Below are 17,971 nucleotides of genomic sequence, written 5' to 3'. Positions count from 1 at the left end.
CTGCGCTTTGGCGAATTAGCGTAAAATCGTTGGTAAATATACATGCTGCGCTGGTAAATCAATTAACTCCCATGTTAATCCACCATCCTGGCTTGTCCATAATTCAGTTTCAACCGCACAACGTAGTCCATCGCACTCCCCATTACGCGTATAGGCCCAACCATGGTCTTGGTCGATAAAATCTAAATCGTAGAGTTGGGCAGGTAAGCTATTAGCCAACACAGGTGCACCGATCAACCACTGCTGAGCCGATACAATCTCTATAGGCAATTGATCGATTGAATCAAATGGCTGATCAAGCGTCATAGACTGTGTACCATGCCATGTAAGCCCGGCATCGCTACTTATACGTAGACTGATGGTATGCTTTTGATCAGTTGTTTCAATCACAACCAGCGCCAGTTCACCAGTATCCAACTGCTTAATCTCGGCAATATACAGCTGTGCTTGAGGCTCAACCGTCCCAATTGAAGAATGAGGCTGCCATGTTACGCCACCATCAATTGTCCGATAAAGCTGAGCATTGGTGGGATGGGCAATCAGCCAGCCTTGAGAGGCATCAACCATTGTCACTGTTCCAGCAACTGGTAGTGGGTAGGCTTGCCAAGTCGTACCAGCATCAGAAGTTTTAAGCAATACCCCATAACTAAAATTACTACTAGAAGCATATTTAAGGGTCATCCAGCCTTGATTACGATCAAGCATTGTTAAATCGTGAAGCGTTGGCATTCCTTGGCTGACTAAATCATTAATGGTCGTGATAACGTGAGTTTGCCAAGTTTGGCCTGCATCAGCGGTTTGCCAAAGGTTAATTGCCCCCGCTGAATCATCGGGATTAGGGCTACTAACAATCCATCCATGAACTGAGTCACTAAAGGCAACTTGGTGAATAATTTGGTTTGACCAAGCAGGGGTAATTGTGCGCCAAGTTCGGGCATTATCATCAGTCCACTGTAATTGCTGGTTGCGAATAATCCATCCTTGGTTGGGCGCTACCAAACGGATCGACCGCAGTTCAAACGGATCTTGGATCAGCGTTATTGATGGCTCGGATTGGAGTTTATGCTTATGATTAAGCGTGGCATAATTAGCTTGAGCAGTAGCCACAATCCCATCAAGTGCATTCACATCAATATTCAGGGTTACCCCACCCCAAGTTTCGCGATGGCCCCCAGTATATTGCCGAATTCGTTGCTGATTTGGCCATAAATGGTTTGCAACACATGGCAGATTTGTCACACCCATTTGGGCATCGTAGCTTGGGCGATTCCATGCCGCAATCCAAACCGCATCAGGTTTATAACTGTTTTGTGCCCAATCACTAGCGGCTGAGCCACAAGCTGAGCCATACACGCCAGCTTTATTGGCACGGGCTTGCAATTGGCTCACCCAACCATCAATAAACGCCCTAACTGCTGCTCGACAGCTAGGATTGTTCGTCGGATACGCCTCTAGATCATAGTAGATGATTCCTTTGGCCTTGGCGAGATTGGTTAAACCTAACTGTTGCGCAGCATTTAACGCTGCATTGGCCTCAGCAATTCCTTGGTTGCGAGCAGCACTCGGCTCAGCACTCATCCGTGAACGAAAATTACTACAGGGAGCCTGAGGACCAACCCAAATTGGCATAAAATTCCAGCCCAATTGACTGGTTTGATTGACCCAATCGGCAGTAAGATTCGGTTGCGCACAAGCACGGGCCGAGCCACCAATATAGATGCCGATATTGCGATATGGGCTATGCCTTGACCAAATCCGCATGGTTGCTAGCGCCGGAGCTGCGCAGGTATCAAAGCCGGGCAAACGACTAGTCGTTGTATAGCTATCTTGCTGTTCTAATGAAGCAGGGGGCAAATTACCACTAAGGCAGCGGATTTGGCCTAATCCATCAACCCGACAACTATCGCGGCGAGCATTCGCCATAAATTCTTGATCAGTTAAGGCTTGATTGATCACGGTTGAATATAATCTGAAGGTTGTGCCAGGTTGCAAGCGAGCCGCAACTGATTCAGGAGTACTACAGCGCTCAAATAAGCTAGCCGTGTGATCAACTAATTGACGTTGGGGTTCTAATAATTCGGCGCGAATACGATAATATCGACCTTGACCACAAACACTTGATTTAACCGTAGTGGCCTGATGCTCAACCACTGCTTGGATTTGAGTCGCCTCATGAATTGCGGCAACTGGCGGGGTTGCACCTTGTTGGCAATCAATAATTCCACGACCAACAATCATACAAGTATCTTGGCGGGCACGTGCGAGAAAATCTCCATCGGCAATATTGCCATTAAAGACACTTGAATTAAATCGAAACTGCTGACCAATTTGACCATTAATCACAGCCCGATAGTTAGGACTACAGCCTGTTAACCCCGTATATGTTCGATCCCACAAAACTGTGCTGGTATCTACATCAACACTGCGAAAGCGATATTTGCTGCCTTGACCACAGACTTTGAGGAAAATCGTTGTCCCATCCCACTCAGCCCGCCCAGTTAACATGGTATCTGAATGCACAACATTGGTTTGTTGATCAATTGTTAGATGCCATGGATTCGACCACCCACTGAGTAAGTGACCATCACGTGCTTGGACTTGCCATTGATATGTGCCATCATACGGCAAGTTAAGCTGAGCGCTCGTTGCAGTCTGCCAATCAGTAATGTGTTCCCAAGATTGATCACTATTGGTAACTTTCAACATAAATTCACGATACGGCCATGGACGATTATCAGGATCGCCTGCATCAAGCCAGCTGAAATTCACAGCATAATCGTTCAAAATCGCTCCGTTGTTTGGGGTTTGGAGCGGTGGCTGATGTGGTGGATAATTGTTGTCAATTACAATAGGCTGTTCAATCTGCATCCAGCTATTGTTCATGGTGCTATAGCCAGCAACTTGCAATGTATAACTGCCATTAGGATAGGCGCGGGTATCAAATGTTAGCTCGTAGCCAGCATTGGTAAAACGGCTATCACCCAATTGGGTCGCAATGTCTGGACGAGCTAAGCCATACGTTGCGTTTCCTAGCGTGTAACTAGCCTCTTGATTGATTAATGTTATGGATACTTGGTTGATCCCTGAATTCGCCACCGCCGCGAGATCAACAAACCATCCTCGAATAGTCACTGAATCAGTTAAACCTTGATTATGCGTTGGAGTTTCAATCGCTGCCTGGGGGGCACTAACAACTTCTTGATGACAGCTAATCGAGCCTGTAGCGCCATTATTGACATAGCAAACATGCCGCCGCGCCCGTTGCAGAAAATCAGCGTCATTAACTGGTTGATCAAGTACCATCGAGTAAAACCGAAATTCCTCACCAGTTTGGGCTCCAATAATTGAGCGATAGGCAAATGGAGTACAGCCATTGACGGCAACATCATAGGTTTGATCCCACAAGATGGCATTATCATGAATTCGCGTCGAACGAAATCGATATTTTGGGCCATTGCCACAGATCCGCAACCAAATTGTTGTTCCACTAAATGCTGATTCATATTGGCCGCTAAGGCGCGTTTCAGTATGGTTTGATGCCTGTAACGAAGTTGGAAACACGCTGATAACAAGACTCAACCAAGCTAATAATAATCCCCAACGATACAACGACTGCCGAAATCGCATGATTACATTCCTCCTAAAACACCAAAAAGTGCCTCCTAAGATTGCTCTGGCTAGAACGCTAAACTTGGTTGCAGTCATATCATAAGGGCCAACAAATAAATGCATGCAACAAAAGTAGGGTTTAGCCTATCAACAGAGAGCAATTTAGGGTCTTTTTTTGGCAGAGGAACAGGGTTAATCTTGGATTATGGCTCCAATCAGATCATGATTAACCAGTCGTTTGAATATATTTCTAGCCGCGAACCACTCGCAGCCTTGCCTGCTCCCGCAAATGCTTGAGCGTCGCAACAAACGGATGATCATTAGCTTTAATATTGAGTGGGAGTACATATTGTTTAAGAATCATAGGTTTAAGCTCCCAAGGTTGGGCGTGCAGCATCCATGAAACCCCAGTATGTTGCGTTAACCAGCGTGATAACCGCTGCTCACCAGCGCCAAACGTTAAATATTTACTCGCTCCATGGGGAGCCAGACGTAAATTCAGTTGTTCGCTCAACAAACAGCCTAAACTCATGCGCAAGGTCGAACGATTAGCACCACCAGACAAATGATCATTCAAGCGCTGACGCAAATGGCGGGTCGTTTTTGGGTTATGGCCAGAGGGAGAAATTCCGATGTGTAGCAATGTCCAGTCATCAACTTGCCAACAGCCTGCGCTGGGAACTTGCGGCGGAAGCGTTTTAAACCACCAGCCATACATCCCTGATTCTGCCGGAATAGTAGCGAGTTGATCGATTAGCTTTGCTACAGGCATAATCGTTGTAGGCCGCAACAGTGGGATCAATTGATCGTCCATAACTCCTCACATATAAAAAAAGCTCAATGCTTTTTTAAGGCATTGAGCATCTGATCAACAGCTATTACTCGTCGTGCTTCTTCTTGAAATCGACGAAGCGATAGCCGACCCCACGTTCGGTCAAGATATAGTGTGGGTTGGCTGGATCTTCTTCGATTTTTTGGCGCAGGTAGGTGACATACAAGCGCAAATAATGGCTTTCATCACGATATTCTGGCCCCCAAACTTTGGCTAGCAAGGTTTCGTGCGGCATCACAAAGCCAGCATTTTGCACCAAATGATAGAGCAAGCGATATTCGGTTGGGCGCAAGCTGATCCGTTCGCCATTGACCAAAACCTCGCGTCGATCAAAATCGACGGTTAACCGATCGTCGATTTTGGTGGTTGAAACCGCTTGAGTTGGGGTCACATAATGGCGACGTAGTACTGCCCGCAAGCGGCTGACCAACTCACGATGGCTAAATGGCTTGCCAATATAATCATCAGCGCCAAGCTCCAAGCCGCGAATCCGGTCATCCTCTTCGTCTTTGGCAGTCAGGAAAATCACTGGAATCGACGAAAATTCACGTAGGCGGCGCAAGGTTTCATAGCCATCCAAGCCAGGCATCATAATATCCAACAGCACCGCATCGGGCATATCTTCGCGCACTTTTTCCAGCGCTTTGCGGCCATTCTCAGCGCTAATTACGCGACAACCCTCGGCTTCGAGGTTAACGCGCATAAATGTGACTAAACGTGGTTCATCATCAACCACCAGAATGAGCTTATCTCGTAGCTCAACATTGAACGTATCCACAACAGACTCCTTCTGTGGGCGAATGTTTTAAGCCAATCCTTAATCAACAATTGCAAACATTAGCCCACCTTCGGCAACCACTGTGCCATCAACTGTGGCCTTAGCTTGGCCTTTGCCAATGCGGCGGCGCATTTTATCAAGGCTTACTTCTAATTTAAGTGTATCACCAGGTGTCACTGGGCGCTTAAACCGAAAATCATCGATCCCAGCAAACATCACAATTTTGCCAACATACTCGGGCTGGCGCAAAATGATTACTGCCCCAACCTGAGCCAGGGCTTCGACAATCAATACGCCTGGCATCACAGGCCGACCTGGGAAATGGCCCACGAAAAAAGGCTCGTTCATGGTGACATTTTTCAAGCCCACTGCTCGCACACCATCTTCGATCTCCAAGATGCGATCAACCAACAGAAACGGCGGGCGATGCGGCAGAATTGCCAAAATATCTTCAACGGTCAGCATTGCTTACACTCCTAGCGGCTTTCAAAACCTCTCACAAAGCTCTCAGATAGCCTAGGCCTTAGTGTAACCGAGCCTAAAGCCAGCGGCAAATCCGTTGACGCTAGGATCGTTTTCGGGTATGCTTTGCTCTACGCGATAACTTTCACAAAGACCGAATTTATGTAGGAAGCGTGCTATGACGCACACATTAAAACAATTGGAAATCCCAAGCACGTTACGCCATGATCTGCAAGCCGTCGAAGATCGCATTATGCAGCGAGTCGAATCGCAATCGGCGCTGATCACGGCTGCTGGTCAACACATTGTTAGCTCTGGTGGCAAGCGTTTACGGGCCATGATGGTTCTGCTTGCGTCGCAATTAGGGCGCTACCGTTTGAGCGATAGCTTGCATGCGGCAACTGCTGTCGAGTTGATTCATGCAGCCAGTTTGGTTCACGACGATTTAGTCGATGATGCCGACCGCCGCCGGGGCAAAGTTACCGTCCATGCCAAATGGGATCAAGGCGTAGCATTGATGGTTGGTGATTACCTGTTTGCGGTGGCTGCTGGCGAAATGGCACTAGCTCCCGACCCACGGGTGATTCAGATTTTCGCTGAATCGGTTATGACGATTTCAGCTTCTGAATTGCACCCCGTTATGGCGACGCTCCCCACGGCAACAGCCCTCGAACAATATTATGCCAAAATTGGTGGTAAAACCGCCGCTTTGTTTGAAGCCGCTGCTGCTGCTGGGGTAGTTTGTGGTGGTGGTAGCCCCGAGGAAATTGAGGCCGCCGCCCGTTATGGCTACGATATTGGTTTAGCCTTCCAAATTGTCGATGATATTCTCGATTTCGTTAGCACTGAGGAAACCCTCGGCAAGCCTGCTGGCAACGATTTACGTGAAGGCACAATCACCTTGCCCTTAATCTTGGCGGTCAAAGATCATCACGAGCATCCGTTGGTCAACTTGCTTGACCAATACGAGCAACTTAGTGATGAGCAAGTTACCCAAGCAATTAGCCAAGTGAAACAGCTTGGTGGCATCGATCAAGCGATCGCCCAAGCTCGTGAGATTACCCAACGTGGCTTGGCAGCACTCGATATCTTTCCGCCATCAGATGCCAAAGAGCTGCTACGTGAAATCGCCGAATACGTGCTCGATCGCCATTTCTAAAATTCATCACGATTACTTGCTACTCGAAACCCTGTTGCAGTGCAGCAGGGTTTTTGAATGTCTTCCCTCACCCCCAGCCCCTCGCCCACTGCGGCGGGCGAGGGGCTGGGGGTGAGGGGACAAAATGGATTATCAATCGTATGAATCATTTATGCGCCAAGTAGCGAATTGGCACGCTTTCGCCAACCATCTAATCACGTATTTCAGCCACAAACGCTTTATGATTAATGTTGATGCTGGCTTGCTCGTCCGTTACCCCAAACCTTGTTGTGAAGAATGTAACAAAATCGCTGCAAGCTGCATCAATTAAGTAGCAATTGATGTTGCCATTTAAATTTGAGGCTTGTGATGAAAATTGTGATTATCGGCGGGGTCGCTGCAGGCATGAGTGCCGCCACCCGCCTCCGTCGGCTCGACGAACATGCCGAGATTGTGGTGTTGGAACGTGGCGAGTATGTTTCGTATGCCAATTGTGGCTTGCCTTATCATATCGCTGGCACAATCGCCGAACGCGAAAAGCTCTTAGTTGCCAGCCCTAAATATCTACGCCAAACTTTTAATCTCGACCTACGCTTGCAACACGAGGTGATCGCGATTGATCCCCAGCAAAAAATCGTGACGATCAAAACACCCCAACAGCCCACGCCAATCCAAGAGCGCTACGATAAATTGTTGATTGCGGTCGGCAGCCAAGCCTTGCAATTGCCAATTCCTGGCAGCGATTTACCGCAAATTCACACAGTTCGTAGCATCCCGGATGTTGATCAGATCAATCAATTATTGGCCGATGGCGCACGTCATGCAGTGGTAATCGGCGCTGGTTATATTGGCCTCGAAATGATTGAGGCCTTGCAACAACGTGGCCTAACCGTCGAGTTGGTTGAACTGGCCAAGCAAGTTTTGCCTTTATTTGATCATGAGATGGTCAGCGAAGTTGCTGATTTGCTGCAACAACACGGGGTCAAATTGCATCTTGGAGCCAGTGCTCAGCGCTTTGTACCAACCAATCAGCAGATCGCCGTACATCTCAGCGATGGGCGGCAGATTAAAACCGATTTGGTGATTATGGCGGTTGGCGTGCGACCAGCCAGCCAATTAGCTCAAGCCGCAGGCCTGACGCTTGGCGAACGTGGCGGCATCGCCGTCAACCAGCATCTGCAAACATCCGACCCAGCGATTTATGCTGCTGGCGATGTGATTGAAGTGCAAGATACTGTGTTGCAGCAACCAGCCTTGATCGCACTGGCAGGGCCGGCCAACCGCCAAGGTCGCATCGTGGCGGAGCATATGCTTGGGCGCAGCAGCCGTTATCATTCCAGCCAAGGCACGGCAATCGTCAAAGTGCATACAACCACCTGCGCCATGACCGGAGCCTCGGAAAAGAGCCTGCAACGCGCCAAACGGGCTTACCACAAAATCTATTTGCACCCCAACGATCACGCGGGCTACTACCCCGATGCCCAACAAATGCACCTCAAACTGTTGTTTGCCCCTGCCGATGGCAGAATTTTAGGGGCACAAATCGTCGGTGGCGCTGGGGTCGATAAACGCATCGATGTCTTGGCAACGGCAATTCGCGCTAAAATGAGCGTCCACGATTTGACTGAGCTAGAGTTGGCCTATGCGCCGCCCTATGGCTCGGCCAAAGATCCAATTAATATGGCCGGATTTTTGGCTAGCAACCTACTCGATGGCACGGTGAAATTCTGGTATGCCGAGGAATACCCCGCGATCACCGAGCATGCGCTGATCGTTGATGTGCGCAACCCTGATGAATATGCAGCCTGGCACATTCCGCAGGCGATTAATCTGCCACTGGCTGAATTACGCGCAGCCATTCCAAGCCTCAAAGCCCAAGCCGAAGGGCGGCCAATTCGCTTGCACTGTATGGTTGGCATGCGCAGCTACATCGCCTACCGGATTTTGCGCCAAAGCGGCTTTGAGAATGTCGCGACACTAGCTGGCGGTGCGTTGACCTTGAAGGCTTTTACTCATTAATCATTTTTAGAGTTGTTCATGTGTCATGCCTAAACCCTGTTGCATTGCAACAGGGTTTTCTGGTGTAATGCAGAACAATACTGATTAATCAAGGAAACGATGATGATTGTCAACTTAGTTCCGGTTACACGCGATAATTGGCAAGCATGTTGCGCATTAAGTTTGCCTGCCGAACAGCAAGATTTCGTCGCGTCCAACCTCTATTCAATTGCCGAGGCGCAATTTTATCCCACTATGCAAGTTCGAGCGCTTATAAATCAATCCTCTACGTTGGTTGGCTTGGCGGTTTATGGAATTAGCCCAAACACTGGCCAATATCGGGTTGCGCGATTAATGATCGATCAGGCTTTTCAAGGCCAAGGCTACGGACGAGCAGCGATGCAGGCGATTTTAGCTGAGGTAGCGGCATTAGGAGATGTAGATCAGGTCTGGTTAAGCTATCGCGAACATAATCATGCCGCCCGCAACCTCTATCAATCCTTAGGCTTCCAAGAGCAATCCTGCGATCCAGCTGGTCGCATTGTGGCGATGTATTCTTTGGTTGCACAGGATTAATCAGCCACGATTACCCTTTATCTAGCGGCATAACCCTTGCTCAAAGCCTGCCCAAAGCGCACATATCAGGAGCAGCCAAACAATGGATTTAAATAGCGGGTATCCGTTTTGGGCAGTCAAAAATGGCTTGTTATCTATCTACCCTCGTTTGCAAAATGATTTGACATGTGAGGTTGTGGTGATTGGCGGCGGTATTAGCGGAGCGCTGATCGCCCACTACCTCAGTGAGGCCAATATCGATACAGTGGTGCTGGAAAAACGCGAGCTTGCTGGGGGCAGCACCAGCGCTAGCACCGCCTTGCTGCAATATGAAATCGATACGCCATTGACTGAATTGGTTAAATTGGTTGGCGAGCAACAGGCAGTTCGCGCCTATCACTTGTGTCGCGAGGCGATTGATAAGGTTGCCGATTTAGCACAGAAGGTTGGTGTAGCAGACCATTTTTCACATAAAACCAGTTTATATTTGGCAAGTAGCCGTTGGCATGTCAAACAATTGCGCCAAGAATTCGCCTTACGTCAAGCTTATGGTTTCAACTTAGACTACCTCGACAAAGGCGCAATTGGTGAACGGTTTAGTTTTACCGCTCCGGCGGCGCTGTATTCCTACAATGCGGGTGAGGTTGATGCCTTTCAACTAGCCCATGCGATCTTCAAACATTCAGCGCAACGTGGCGTACAAATCTTTGATCGAACTGCGGCCAAAGAATGGCAGGCCGATAGCGCTGGCGTGACGGTCACCACCGAAACAGGTTGTCAAATTCATGCCAAATACTTGATTTTGGCGGCAGGCTATGAAGCTCAACACTATATCAAGCCCAAATTGGTAAAATTTCGCAGCAGCTATGCACTTGCCAGCGAGCCATTAACCGATTTTAGTGGCTGGTATGAGCAATGTTTGATTTGGGAAAGCGCTCGACCATATGTCTACCTGCGTACCACCAGCGAAGGGAGGGCGATCATCGGCGGCGAAGATGATCAGATTGATCTGCCTGCTAAACGCGATGCCTTGCTTGAACGCAAAGCCGCCAAATTAACCAAACGTTTTAATCAATTTTTCCCGCATATTCCGCTGCATATCGATTATCGTTGGGCTGGCACTTTTGGCGAAACCAGCGATGGCCTGCCCTACATCGACAATCTGCCCGATCAGCCACGAATTTTGGTGGCGCTGGGCTATGGCGGCAATGGCATCACCTATAGTGTAGTCGCCGCCGAACTTTTGCGCGATCGCTTGTGTCAAAGAACTAACCCCGATGCAACGATCTTTCGGCTTGATCGCCATTGAGCCAACTTGGGCAACCTGCCCAAATCGCGCTAAAAGCCATTTGTCACAAGCAATTGACTATGCTATAATCGCCAACCGAACTGTGGAAAATCAGTGAATAAGCGATCTCTCATCGAGATGGGCAGAGGGACTGGCCCGACGAAGCCCGGCAACCCCATTTTTGGAAGGTGCCAAATCCTGCAGGTTCGGCCTGATAGATGAGTTTGAGCATGCGGGCCTCTCTCTGAGAGGTTTTTTTGTGTAATGCAACCAATGGCTGAAGTACTCAAAACTGTTTGGTGGGATAAAGTTCCCTGTTTGATCGACCAACGTCGCTTGCCAGCCACGCTGGATATTGTGCGTTGTGAGGATTTAAATAGCGTGATTGAAGCAATTCGCTCAATGCAAGTGCGAGGCGCTCCAGCAATTGGCATCACGGCAGCCTATGGCATGGCCTTGGCAGCCCAACGCAGCACGGCCCAAACCAGCAGTAAATTGCTCGAAAAACTAGCCAAAGCCAAAGCGCTGCTTGATGAAGCGCGGCCTACGGCGATCAATTTAGCTTGGGCCACACAGCGCATGCTCGACGTAGCGCAGGCAAATCAAACACTTGAGGTTGATCAATTACGCCAGCGGTTGTTGGCTGAGGCCGAGGCAATTCGCGACCAAGACGAGGCAATGTGTCGCGCAATTGGCCAACATGGCAAAGTGCTGTTGGCTCAATCACGCAATGTGCTGACCCACTGCAATGCTGGTGGTTTAGCTACGGCAGCCTATGGCACAGCCCTCGCACCAATTCGCGCAGTTCATGAGGATGGTCAGCCAATTCATGTTTGGGTCGATGAAACCCGACCATTCTTGCAGGGCGCACGCCTTACCGCGTGGGAATTGCAACAGGCAGGCATCGATTTAACTTTAATTACCGATAACATGGCCGCTTATTTTATGCAGCAAGGCCAGGTTGATTGTATTATTGTTGGCTCGGATCGGATTGCGGCTAACGGCGATGTTGCCAACAAAATTGGCACCTATGGGTTGGCGGTGTTGGCCAAAGCGCACAATATTCCATTGTATGTTGCGGCACCAACATCGACCATTGATTTGCAGACTGCCAATGGTGCGGCAATTCCAATCGAGCAACGTTCAAGCCAAGAAGTTACCCATATTGGGCAACAGGCAATTGCGGCAGCAGGCATTAAGGTGGCGCATCCGGCTTTTGATGTGACTCCAGCCCACTTGGTAACGGCAATTATTACCGAACAAGGCATTGCCTACCCGCCCTTTGCTGAACATTTGCAAACCATGGTTGAGGCTGCCAATGCCGCCAACGCTAGCCAGTGAGTTTCGCTGTCAAGCGATTGCCCCATTTGATCTGCCCTACACCAATCAGGCAAGTGCCTGGGCAGCCCAAATGCGTTGGACTCAGGGCTATCCGGTTGCCCCAACCTTTGTTGCTCAGCCCTTATGGCGTTTGAGCACCCATGGTTTTCCTGGTTTGAACAGCGACCCACACTTCGATCTAGCTCAGCTCGAACGCCAGCTTGAAGCCCATCAATTGGCCTATCTCGAAAATACGGTTGGTCATGTGGCAGTTGACAGCGTTGAACAATTGCTTGATCATACGCCATGGCTTAATGATCGTCAGTTGCTACCACAAGCCTTGGGTTTTGGTTTATATGGGCCGTTGAGCTTAGGTTTGACGCTTGTCGATGACCAAGAACGACCATTATTGGCCGATCAACGCTTGCGCGAGGTCTTGACACAGCATTTACACTTACGGATTGGTTGGCTAGCACGCGAATTGCGCATCCACGATATCCAAGGTTGGGTCTGTTTGATTGAGCCATTTTGGAATGCCCAAGCGCATCCATTTAGCCCAATTAGCCAAGCTGAAGCCTATGGTTTGTTGGCTGAAGCAATTCAACATAGCCCGATTGCTTGTGGGATTGCACCAACTGGTATCGCCGTCGATTGGCCCTTGTTGATCAATAGCGGCATGCGGGTATTGGTGTGTAGCAAACAACAACGCCAAGATTTGCTGGCTTGTGGCAAGTGCATCAATGATTATTTAGAAAATGGCGGGGCGATTATTTGGGAATGTTTGCCCAGTGATCCCGCGCAACTGGCTGAAATTCAGGTCAGTGATGTCATCAACGAATGGACTGAATTATTACGTGAAGCACTCGATCACGATATACTCAACAGTCGCATGCTTGATGGCTCGTTATTAACTATCGCACATGGTCTCGCTCAACACGAGCCAAACCATGCCGATCACGCACTTGGCCTGTTGGCCGAGGTTAGCCGCGTCATTCGGACGCACTATAAATTGCAGTGAGCGCTGCTATCCACGTAGCATAGCAGCGGTATCGTTCTCATATAGGAGTTTGTTCGTGCGGATTGTTGTAGCTGGATCAATTGCCTACGATTACATCATGGTGTTTCCTGGGCAATTCAAAGATCATATTTTGGCCGATAAAGTTCACGTGTTGAGCGTGAGCTTCTTGGTAGAATCAATGAAGCGCATGCGTGGCGGCACTGGGCCAAATATTGCCTATAACTTGGCTTTGCTTGGCGAACGCCCCACGGTTATGGGCACAGTTGGCGAAGATTTCAGCGAATATCGCACTTGGCTCGAAAACGCTGGGGTCGATACTGGCTTGATCAAAGTGATCGAAGGTGATTTTACGGCTTCGTGCTTTATCAACACCGACCTTTCCGATAACCAAATTACCGCCTTCTACCCTGGTGCGATGGCTCAAGCGCATCGCCAACGCTTGCCACTCGACGGGCATCGCCCCGATTTCGTGATTATCGCTCCAAACGACCCGGCTGCCATGGCGCAACTGGTGATCGAATGCCAAACCAACAATATTCCCTACTTGTATGACCCAAGCATGCAAGCACCCCGCATGAACGGCCCAGAATTGCTGGCAGGCTGTCGCAGCGCCGCAGCCTTGATCGGCAACGATTATGAATTTGCCATGATGGCAGAAAAAATTGGCTGCACCGAGGAAGAATTGCATCAAGTCGTTGGCCTAACGGTTGTTACCAAAGGCGGCGAAGGTGCTACAATCTACCAAAATGGCCAAGTTTATGAGATTCCAGCGGCCAAGCCCACAATTGTGGCCGACCCGACTGGAGCAGGCGATGCATTCCGCGCCGGATTTGTGCGAGGTTACTTGGCAGGCTTGCCCATGCCAGTTACCGGTCGGATCGCCAGCTTGACGGCTTGCTATGCCATCGAGCATCACGGCACGCAAGAACATCGCCACACCAAAGCTGAATTCATGGCACGCTATGAAGAAAACTTTGGAGCCGAACCACTCTTAGCTGAATTATTTGGCTAAGTTCAACCATGGTCATGTCAGTAATGCTGCTTCGGTAGCTTACGATTCAGGTATTCAGGGGTGCGGTTCATCCTTCATCCCTCTGCCTTCATACTTTTATTAAGGAGTTTTTCGTGGCTAAGGATTTCGATATTAAGGATATTAAGCTGGCCGACGAAGGCATGCGCCGCATCGCCTGGGCCGAGCAAGAAATGCCAGTGTTGCGCCAATTGCGCGAGCGGTTCGCCAAAGAACGTCCACTCGAAGGCCTCAAAATGTCGGCCTGTTTGCACGTTACCGCTGAAACCGCAAACTTGATGCGCACACTCCAAGCTGGTGGCGCTGATATTGTGTTGGCAGCCTCAAACCCACTTTCAACCCAAGATGATGTTGCTGCAGCACTGGTGCAATACGACGAAATCCCCGTCTATGCCATCAAGGGCGAAGATAACGCAACCTATTACAATCACTTGAAAGCTGCCCTCGACCATGCTCCTCACATCACCATGGACGATGGTGCTGACCTCGTGAGCGCCGTGTTGAAAGATCGCCGCGAATTGTTGCCAAACTTGCTTGGCTCAACCGAAGAAACCACCACCGGTGTGATTCGGCTTCGCGCGATGGCCAACCAAGGCGTGCTCGAATTCCCAGTGATTGCAGTTAACGACAGCCAAACCAAGCACTTGTTCGACAACCGCTATGGCACTGGCCAATCAACCCTCGACGGGATCATCCGCGCAACCAATGTGTTGATCGCTGGTAAAACCGTGGTTGTAGCCGGTTACGGCTGGTGTTCAAAAGGGATCGCAATGCGTGCCCACGGTCTAGGTGCCAACATCATCGTCACCGAAATCGATTCAATCAAGGCGCTCGAAGCTGCAATGGACGGCTTCCGCGTGATGCCAATGGTTGAAGCTGCTCGCATTGGCGATATCTTCATCACCGCCACTGGCGATATTCACGTACTCGATGCTGAAGATTTCGATGCAATGAAAGATGGCGCGATTGTTTGTAACTCAGGCCACTTCAACGTTGAAATCGATATTCCAGCCTTGGAAAAAATGGCAGTTGAAAAGAAACAACCACGCGAATTCATCGATCAATATGTCATGGCTGATGGCCGCCGCATCAACTTGTTGGGCGAAGGCCGCTTGATCAACTTGGCTTCGGCTGAAGGTCACCCAAGCGCCGTGATGGATCAATCATTCGCCAACCAAGCTTTGGCCAGCGAATACCTCTTGACCAACAAAGGCAAGTTGGAAAACAAAGTGTACGCCTTGCCAGTCGAAGTTGACCAAGAAATTGCTCGCTTGAAGCTTGCAGCAATGGGTATCAGCATCGATATCTTGACCGAAGCTCAAGTAACCTACCTCAACTCATGGGAAGAAGGCACCTAGTCTGATCGATCGTTTGAGGCTGGTTCAGGCTAGTTCAACGATCTTATGCTAACGTGACTGAGGCCGAAGTGCATTAATCCGCCTTCGGCTTCAGTATTAGCAATATTCCCTCACCCCCTAGCCCCCTCTCCTGCACGCGAGGCGAGGGGGAAACAAATACCCCTCTACCGCCGCAGTCGGCGAGGGGCTGGGGTGAGGGAATCCAAGCATTAGCAACCAAACCAATCCTCAGAGAACCCAATGAGTGTGGAATTTCAAGATTGGTTAACCATAGATTTAGGAGATAAAACTCAATGGATGCAACTACGTTTATGCGTGCTCCACAGTTCTTCTTCACCTCAGAATCGGTGACTGAAGGACACCCCGATAAAATTTGTGACCAAGTTTCCGATGCGATCTTGGATGAATTGTTGGCCCAAGACCCCATGTCGCGGGTGGCTTGCGAAACCGCTACCACCACCGGCTTGATCGTGGTGCTTGGCGAAGTTACCACCAAGGGCTATGTTGAAGTCCAAGATATTGTACGCAAAGTCGTCAGCGATATCGGCTACACCCGTGGCAAGTTTGGCTTCGATGCCGAAACCTGTGGGATTATCGTCGCCTTGCACGGCCAATCGCCTGACATTGCTCAAGGCGTTGACGTGGCCTTGGAAGTACGCGATGATCAAGCCAGCCGCGAAGCTGAAATTGAAAAAGTTGGCGCTGGCGATCAAGGTATGGTTTTCGGGTTTGCTTGTAACGAAACCGATGAATTTATGCCTTTGACGATTTCGTTAGCTCACCAATTGACCCGTCGCTTGGCCAAAGTGCGCAAAACTGGCGAAGTCGGCTACTTGCGCCCCGACGGCAAGAGCCAAGTAACCGTCGAATATAGCCACGGCAAGCCTGTGCGCGTCGATACCGTGTTGATCTCAACCCAACATGATCCCAACGTCGATAACGAGCGGATTCACAAGGATGTGATCGAATTAGTGATCAAGCCTGTGATTCCTGAAGGCATGCTTGACGAAAACACCAAGATTTTCATCAACCCAACTGGGCGCTTCGTTACTGGCGGCCCAATGGGCGATTCAGGCTTGACTGGCCGCAAGATCATCGTTGATACCTACGGCGGGGTTGCTCGCCACGGTGGCGGCGCATTCTCAGGCAAAGATTCAACCAAGGTTGACCGCTCAGCTGCCTATGCTGCTCGCTATGTTGCCAAAAACATTGTGGCTGCTGGCTTAGCCGAACGCTTTGAATTGCAAGTCAGTTATGCAATCGGCGTTTCAAAGCCACTTTCAATCTCGTTTGAAACCTTTGGCACCGCCAAAGTCAGCGACGAAAAATTGTTGGAATTGATCAACAAGCACTTTGATCTGCGCCCAGGTGCGATCATCCGTGATCTCGATCTGCGCCGCCCAATCTATCGCCAAACCGCTGCCTACGGTCACTTTGGCCGCAGCGATGTCGATTTGCCATGGGAACGCACCGACAAAGCCGAATTGCTTCGCGCTGAAGCTGGCCTGTAAGTTCAATCAATACAATACCGAGAGCTACCTGCAAGATGGTAGCTCTTGGCATTTTAGGAGCATGATGATTCAGATTCGACCTGAAACCAACGCCGATTTGGCCGCCATTACCAGCATCAATCAAGCAGCGTTTGGGCGGATTGATGAAGCAGATTCAGTCAATACATTACGTCAAGCAAGCACCACAATTTCGTTAGTTGCAGAATTAGATGCTCAGATTGTTGGGCATATTCTGTTCAGCCCGGTGCAGTATGATCAAGCGCCAAGCCGCATCAAGATTTGGGGCTTGGGGCCATTGGCGGTGTTACCAAGCCACCAACGTACAGGTATCGGTGCGGCCTTGGTCAAGGCTGGGCTTGAAGCTTGTCGTCAGGCGGCAATTCAGGCCTTAGTTGTCTTGGGTGATCCAGCGTATTACCAACGATTTGGCTTTCGGCCTGCCGCTAGCTGGCATTTGCGCTGCCACTACCCGGTGCCTGCCGAGGTTTTTATGGCAATGGAATTAGTTGTTGGGACATTAGTAGATTTAGATGGTACAATTTCATATCATCCAGCCTTTGATGGGGTATAACTTATAACGTTGAGCCAACAATATCATACCAAATCTAAATCATACGGGAGAATGTTTATGGAGACAGCTTTTTTGGGCATCATGCTGGCAATTATTGGCCTGATCATCGCAAGCCAATTAGCCTATCTATCAAAAAAGGAAGAAGCCAAACAAGCGGCCAAACAACGCTACCAACAAGTTTTACATCAGGCGCGTAAAAATCCTCAAGATCCAAGTTCAGCAAACGCAGCCAGCTTGTATCGAAAGCGTTATATTGAACTGCTTGAAGCCGAACAACGCCAACGATTGCGTAATGAGCAGCCAATTTCTAGCGATATTGAAACTGAAATCGCTCAGGTTAAACAACTCGCGGTGATCGCGAGCCGCAAACCTAAACAAAACCCAACTTCATATGCTGAATGGCAAGAGCAAAATCAGCAACAGCAATAACTGAATCTAACACGCTGAACCATCCGTCGTGGATGGTTTTATCATTTAACCTATAGCACCGCGCCGCAGCTTGC

Annotated in this window: 15 protein-coding genes and 1 riboswitch; of the genes, 11 read left to right on the top strand and 4 right to left on the bottom strand. The window is 49.5% G+C overall.

The window, feature by feature from the left end; genetic code table 11:
- Positions 1-15: 15 nt before the first annotated feature.
- The 4 genes from ABEB26_RS19950 to fabZ form a co-directional block, all read right to left on the bottom strand.
- Positions 16-3,627, bottom strand: a complete 3,612-nt coding sequence (locus tag ABEB26_RS19950; protein ID WP_345723817.1) for a glycoside hydrolase domain-containing protein — start codon at positions 3,625-3,627, stop codon at positions 16-18.
- Positions 3,628-3,859: 232 nt separating this feature from the next.
- The gene (locus ABEB26_RS19945; protein WP_345723816.1) at positions 3,860-4,423 is read right to left on the bottom strand and encodes a GIY-YIG nuclease family protein; all 564 of its coding nucleotides are present in this window, start codon (positions 4,421-4,423) and stop codon (positions 3,860-3,862) included.
- Between the two features lie 64 nt (positions 4,424-4,487).
- A complete protein-coding gene (locus tag ABEB26_RS19940; protein WP_012189886.1) occupies positions 4,488-5,219 on the bottom strand; it encodes a response regulator transcription factor in 732 nt (243 codons plus the stop codon).
- Between the two features lie 39 nt (positions 5,220-5,258).
- Positions 5,259-5,684 (bottom strand): 3-hydroxyacyl-ACP dehydratase FabZ, encoded by a 426-nt coding sequence (gene fabZ / locus ABEB26_RS19935; protein ID WP_345723815.1) that lies wholly within the window; start codon positions 5,682-5,684, stop codon positions 5,259-5,261.
- Between the two features lie 175 nt (positions 5,685-5,859).
- Here fabZ and ABEB26_RS19930 point away from each other — a divergent pair, with 175 nt between their 5' ends.
- From ABEB26_RS19930 to ABEB26_RS19880, 11 genes are all read left to right on the top strand, one after another.
- A complete protein-coding gene (locus ABEB26_RS19930) occupies positions 5,860-6,840 on the top strand; it encodes a polyprenyl synthetase family protein (RefSeq protein ID WP_345723814.1) in 981 nt (326 codons plus the stop codon).
- 348 nt (positions 6,841-7,188) lie between these two features.
- The gene (locus ABEB26_RS19925; RefSeq protein ID WP_345723813.1) at positions 7,189-8,838 is read left to right on the top strand and encodes an FAD-dependent oxidoreductase; all 1,650 of its coding nucleotides are present in this window, start codon (positions 7,189-7,191) and stop codon (positions 8,836-8,838) included.
- 99 nt (positions 8,839-8,937) lie between these two features.
- On the top strand, positions 8,938-9,393 hold the full coding sequence (locus ABEB26_RS19920) for a GNAT family N-acetyltransferase (protein ID WP_345723812.1): 456 nt from the start codon (positions 8,938-8,940) through the stop codon (positions 9,391-9,393).
- Positions 9,394-9,475: 82 nt separating this feature from the next.
- Positions 9,476-10,681 (top strand): NAD(P)/FAD-dependent oxidoreductase, encoded by a 1,206-nt coding sequence (locus ABEB26_RS19915; protein WP_345723811.1) that lies wholly within the window; start codon positions 9,476-9,478, stop codon positions 10,679-10,681.
- A 106-nt stretch (positions 10,682-10,787) separates the two neighbouring features.
- Positions 10,788-10,885: riboswitch (SAM riboswitch) on the top strand.
- Between the two features lie 48 nt (positions 10,886-10,933).
- Complete coding sequence (mtnA, locus tag ABEB26_RS19910) at positions 10,934-12,001, top strand: S-methyl-5-thioribose-1-phosphate isomerase (protein ID WP_345723861.1); 1,068 nt, start codon at positions 10,934-10,936, stop codon at positions 11,999-12,001.
- Positions 11,979-12,998 carry a hypothetical protein gene (locus ABEB26_RS19905; RefSeq protein WP_345723810.1) on the top strand — a complete coding sequence of 340 codons (1,020 nt, stop codon included), beginning with the start codon at positions 11,979-11,981 and terminating at the stop codon, positions 12,996-12,998. Before mtnA ends, ABEB26_RS19905 begins: the two co-directional genes overlap by 23 nt.
- Positions 12,999-13,053: 55 nt before the next feature.
- A complete protein-coding gene (locus tag ABEB26_RS19900) occupies positions 13,054-14,010 on the top strand; it encodes a carbohydrate kinase family protein (RefSeq protein WP_012189894.1) in 957 nt (318 codons plus the stop codon).
- Between the two features lie 113 nt (positions 14,011-14,123).
- Positions 14,124-15,386 carry an adenosylhomocysteinase gene (ahcY, locus tag ABEB26_RS19895; RefSeq protein WP_345723809.1) on the top strand — a complete coding sequence of 421 codons (1,263 nt, stop codon included), beginning with the start codon at positions 14,124-14,126 and terminating at the stop codon, positions 15,384-15,386.
- Positions 15,387-15,679: 293 nt separating this feature from the next.
- Complete coding sequence (gene metK, locus ABEB26_RS19890) at positions 15,680-16,897, top strand: methionine adenosyltransferase (protein WP_345723807.1); 1,218 nt, start codon at positions 15,680-15,682, stop codon at positions 16,895-16,897.
- Between the two features lie 61 nt (positions 16,898-16,958).
- Positions 16,959-17,468, top strand: a complete 510-nt coding sequence (locus ABEB26_RS19885) for a GNAT family N-acetyltransferase (protein WP_345723806.1) — start codon at positions 16,959-16,961, stop codon at positions 17,466-17,468.
- Between the two features lie 57 nt (positions 17,469-17,525).
- A complete protein-coding gene (locus ABEB26_RS19880; RefSeq protein WP_345723805.1) occupies positions 17,526-17,897 on the top strand; it encodes a hypothetical protein in 372 nt (123 codons plus the stop codon).
- The last annotated feature ends 74 nt before the right edge of the window (positions 17,898-17,971 follow it).

Source organism: Herpetosiphon gulosus (assembly GCF_039545135.1).
In the GTDB taxonomy this organism is placed as follows: Bacteria; Chloroflexota; Chloroflexia; order Chloroflexales; family Herpetosiphonaceae; genus Herpetosiphon; species Herpetosiphon gulosus.
This window is presented reverse-complemented; position numbering and strand designations above follow the sequence as displayed.

Coding starts and splice junctions, on each gene's coding strand:
- ABEB26_RS19950 (WP_345723817.1), bottom strand. CDS start 3,627: ATGCGATTTCGGCAGTCGTTGTATCGTTGGGGATTATTATTAGCTTGG.
- ABEB26_RS19945 (WP_345723816.1), bottom strand. CDS start 4,423: ATGGACGATCAATTGATCCCACTGTTGCGGCCTACAACGATTATGCCT.
- fabZ (WP_345723815.1), bottom strand. CDS start 5,684: ATGCTGACCGTTGAAGATATTTTGGCAATTCTGCCGCATCGCCCGCCG.
- ABEB26_RS19930 (WP_345723814.1), top strand. CDS start 5,860: ATGACGCACACATTAAAACAATTGGAAATCCCAAGCACGTTACGCCAT.
- ABEB26_RS19925 (WP_345723813.1), top strand. CDS start 7,189: ATGAAAATTGTGATTATCGGCGGGGTCGCTGCAGGCATGAGTGCCGCC.
- ABEB26_RS19920 (WP_345723812.1), top strand. CDS start 8,938: ATGATGATTGTCAACTTAGTTCCGGTTACACGCGATAATTGGCAAGCA.
- ABEB26_RS19915 (WP_345723811.1), top strand. CDS start 9,476: ATGGATTTAAATAGCGGGTATCCGTTTTGGGCAGTCAAAAATGGCTTG.
- mtnA (WP_345723861.1), top strand. CDS start 10,934: ATGGCTGAAGTACTCAAAACTGTTTGGTGGGATAAAGTTCCCTGTTTG.
- ABEB26_RS19905 (WP_345723810.1), top strand. CDS start 11,979: ATGCCGCCAACGCTAGCCAGTGAGTTTCGCTGTCAAGCGATTGCCCCA.
- metK (WP_345723807.1), top strand. CDS start 15,680: ATGGATGCAACTACGTTTATGCGTGCTCCACAGTTCTTCTTCACCTCA.
- ABEB26_RS19885 (WP_345723806.1), top strand. CDS start 16,959: ATGATGATTCAGATTCGACCTGAAACCAACGCCGATTTGGCCGCCATT.
- ABEB26_RS19880 (WP_345723805.1), top strand. CDS start 17,526: ATGGAGACAGCTTTTTTGGGCATCATGCTGGCAATTATTGGCCTGATC.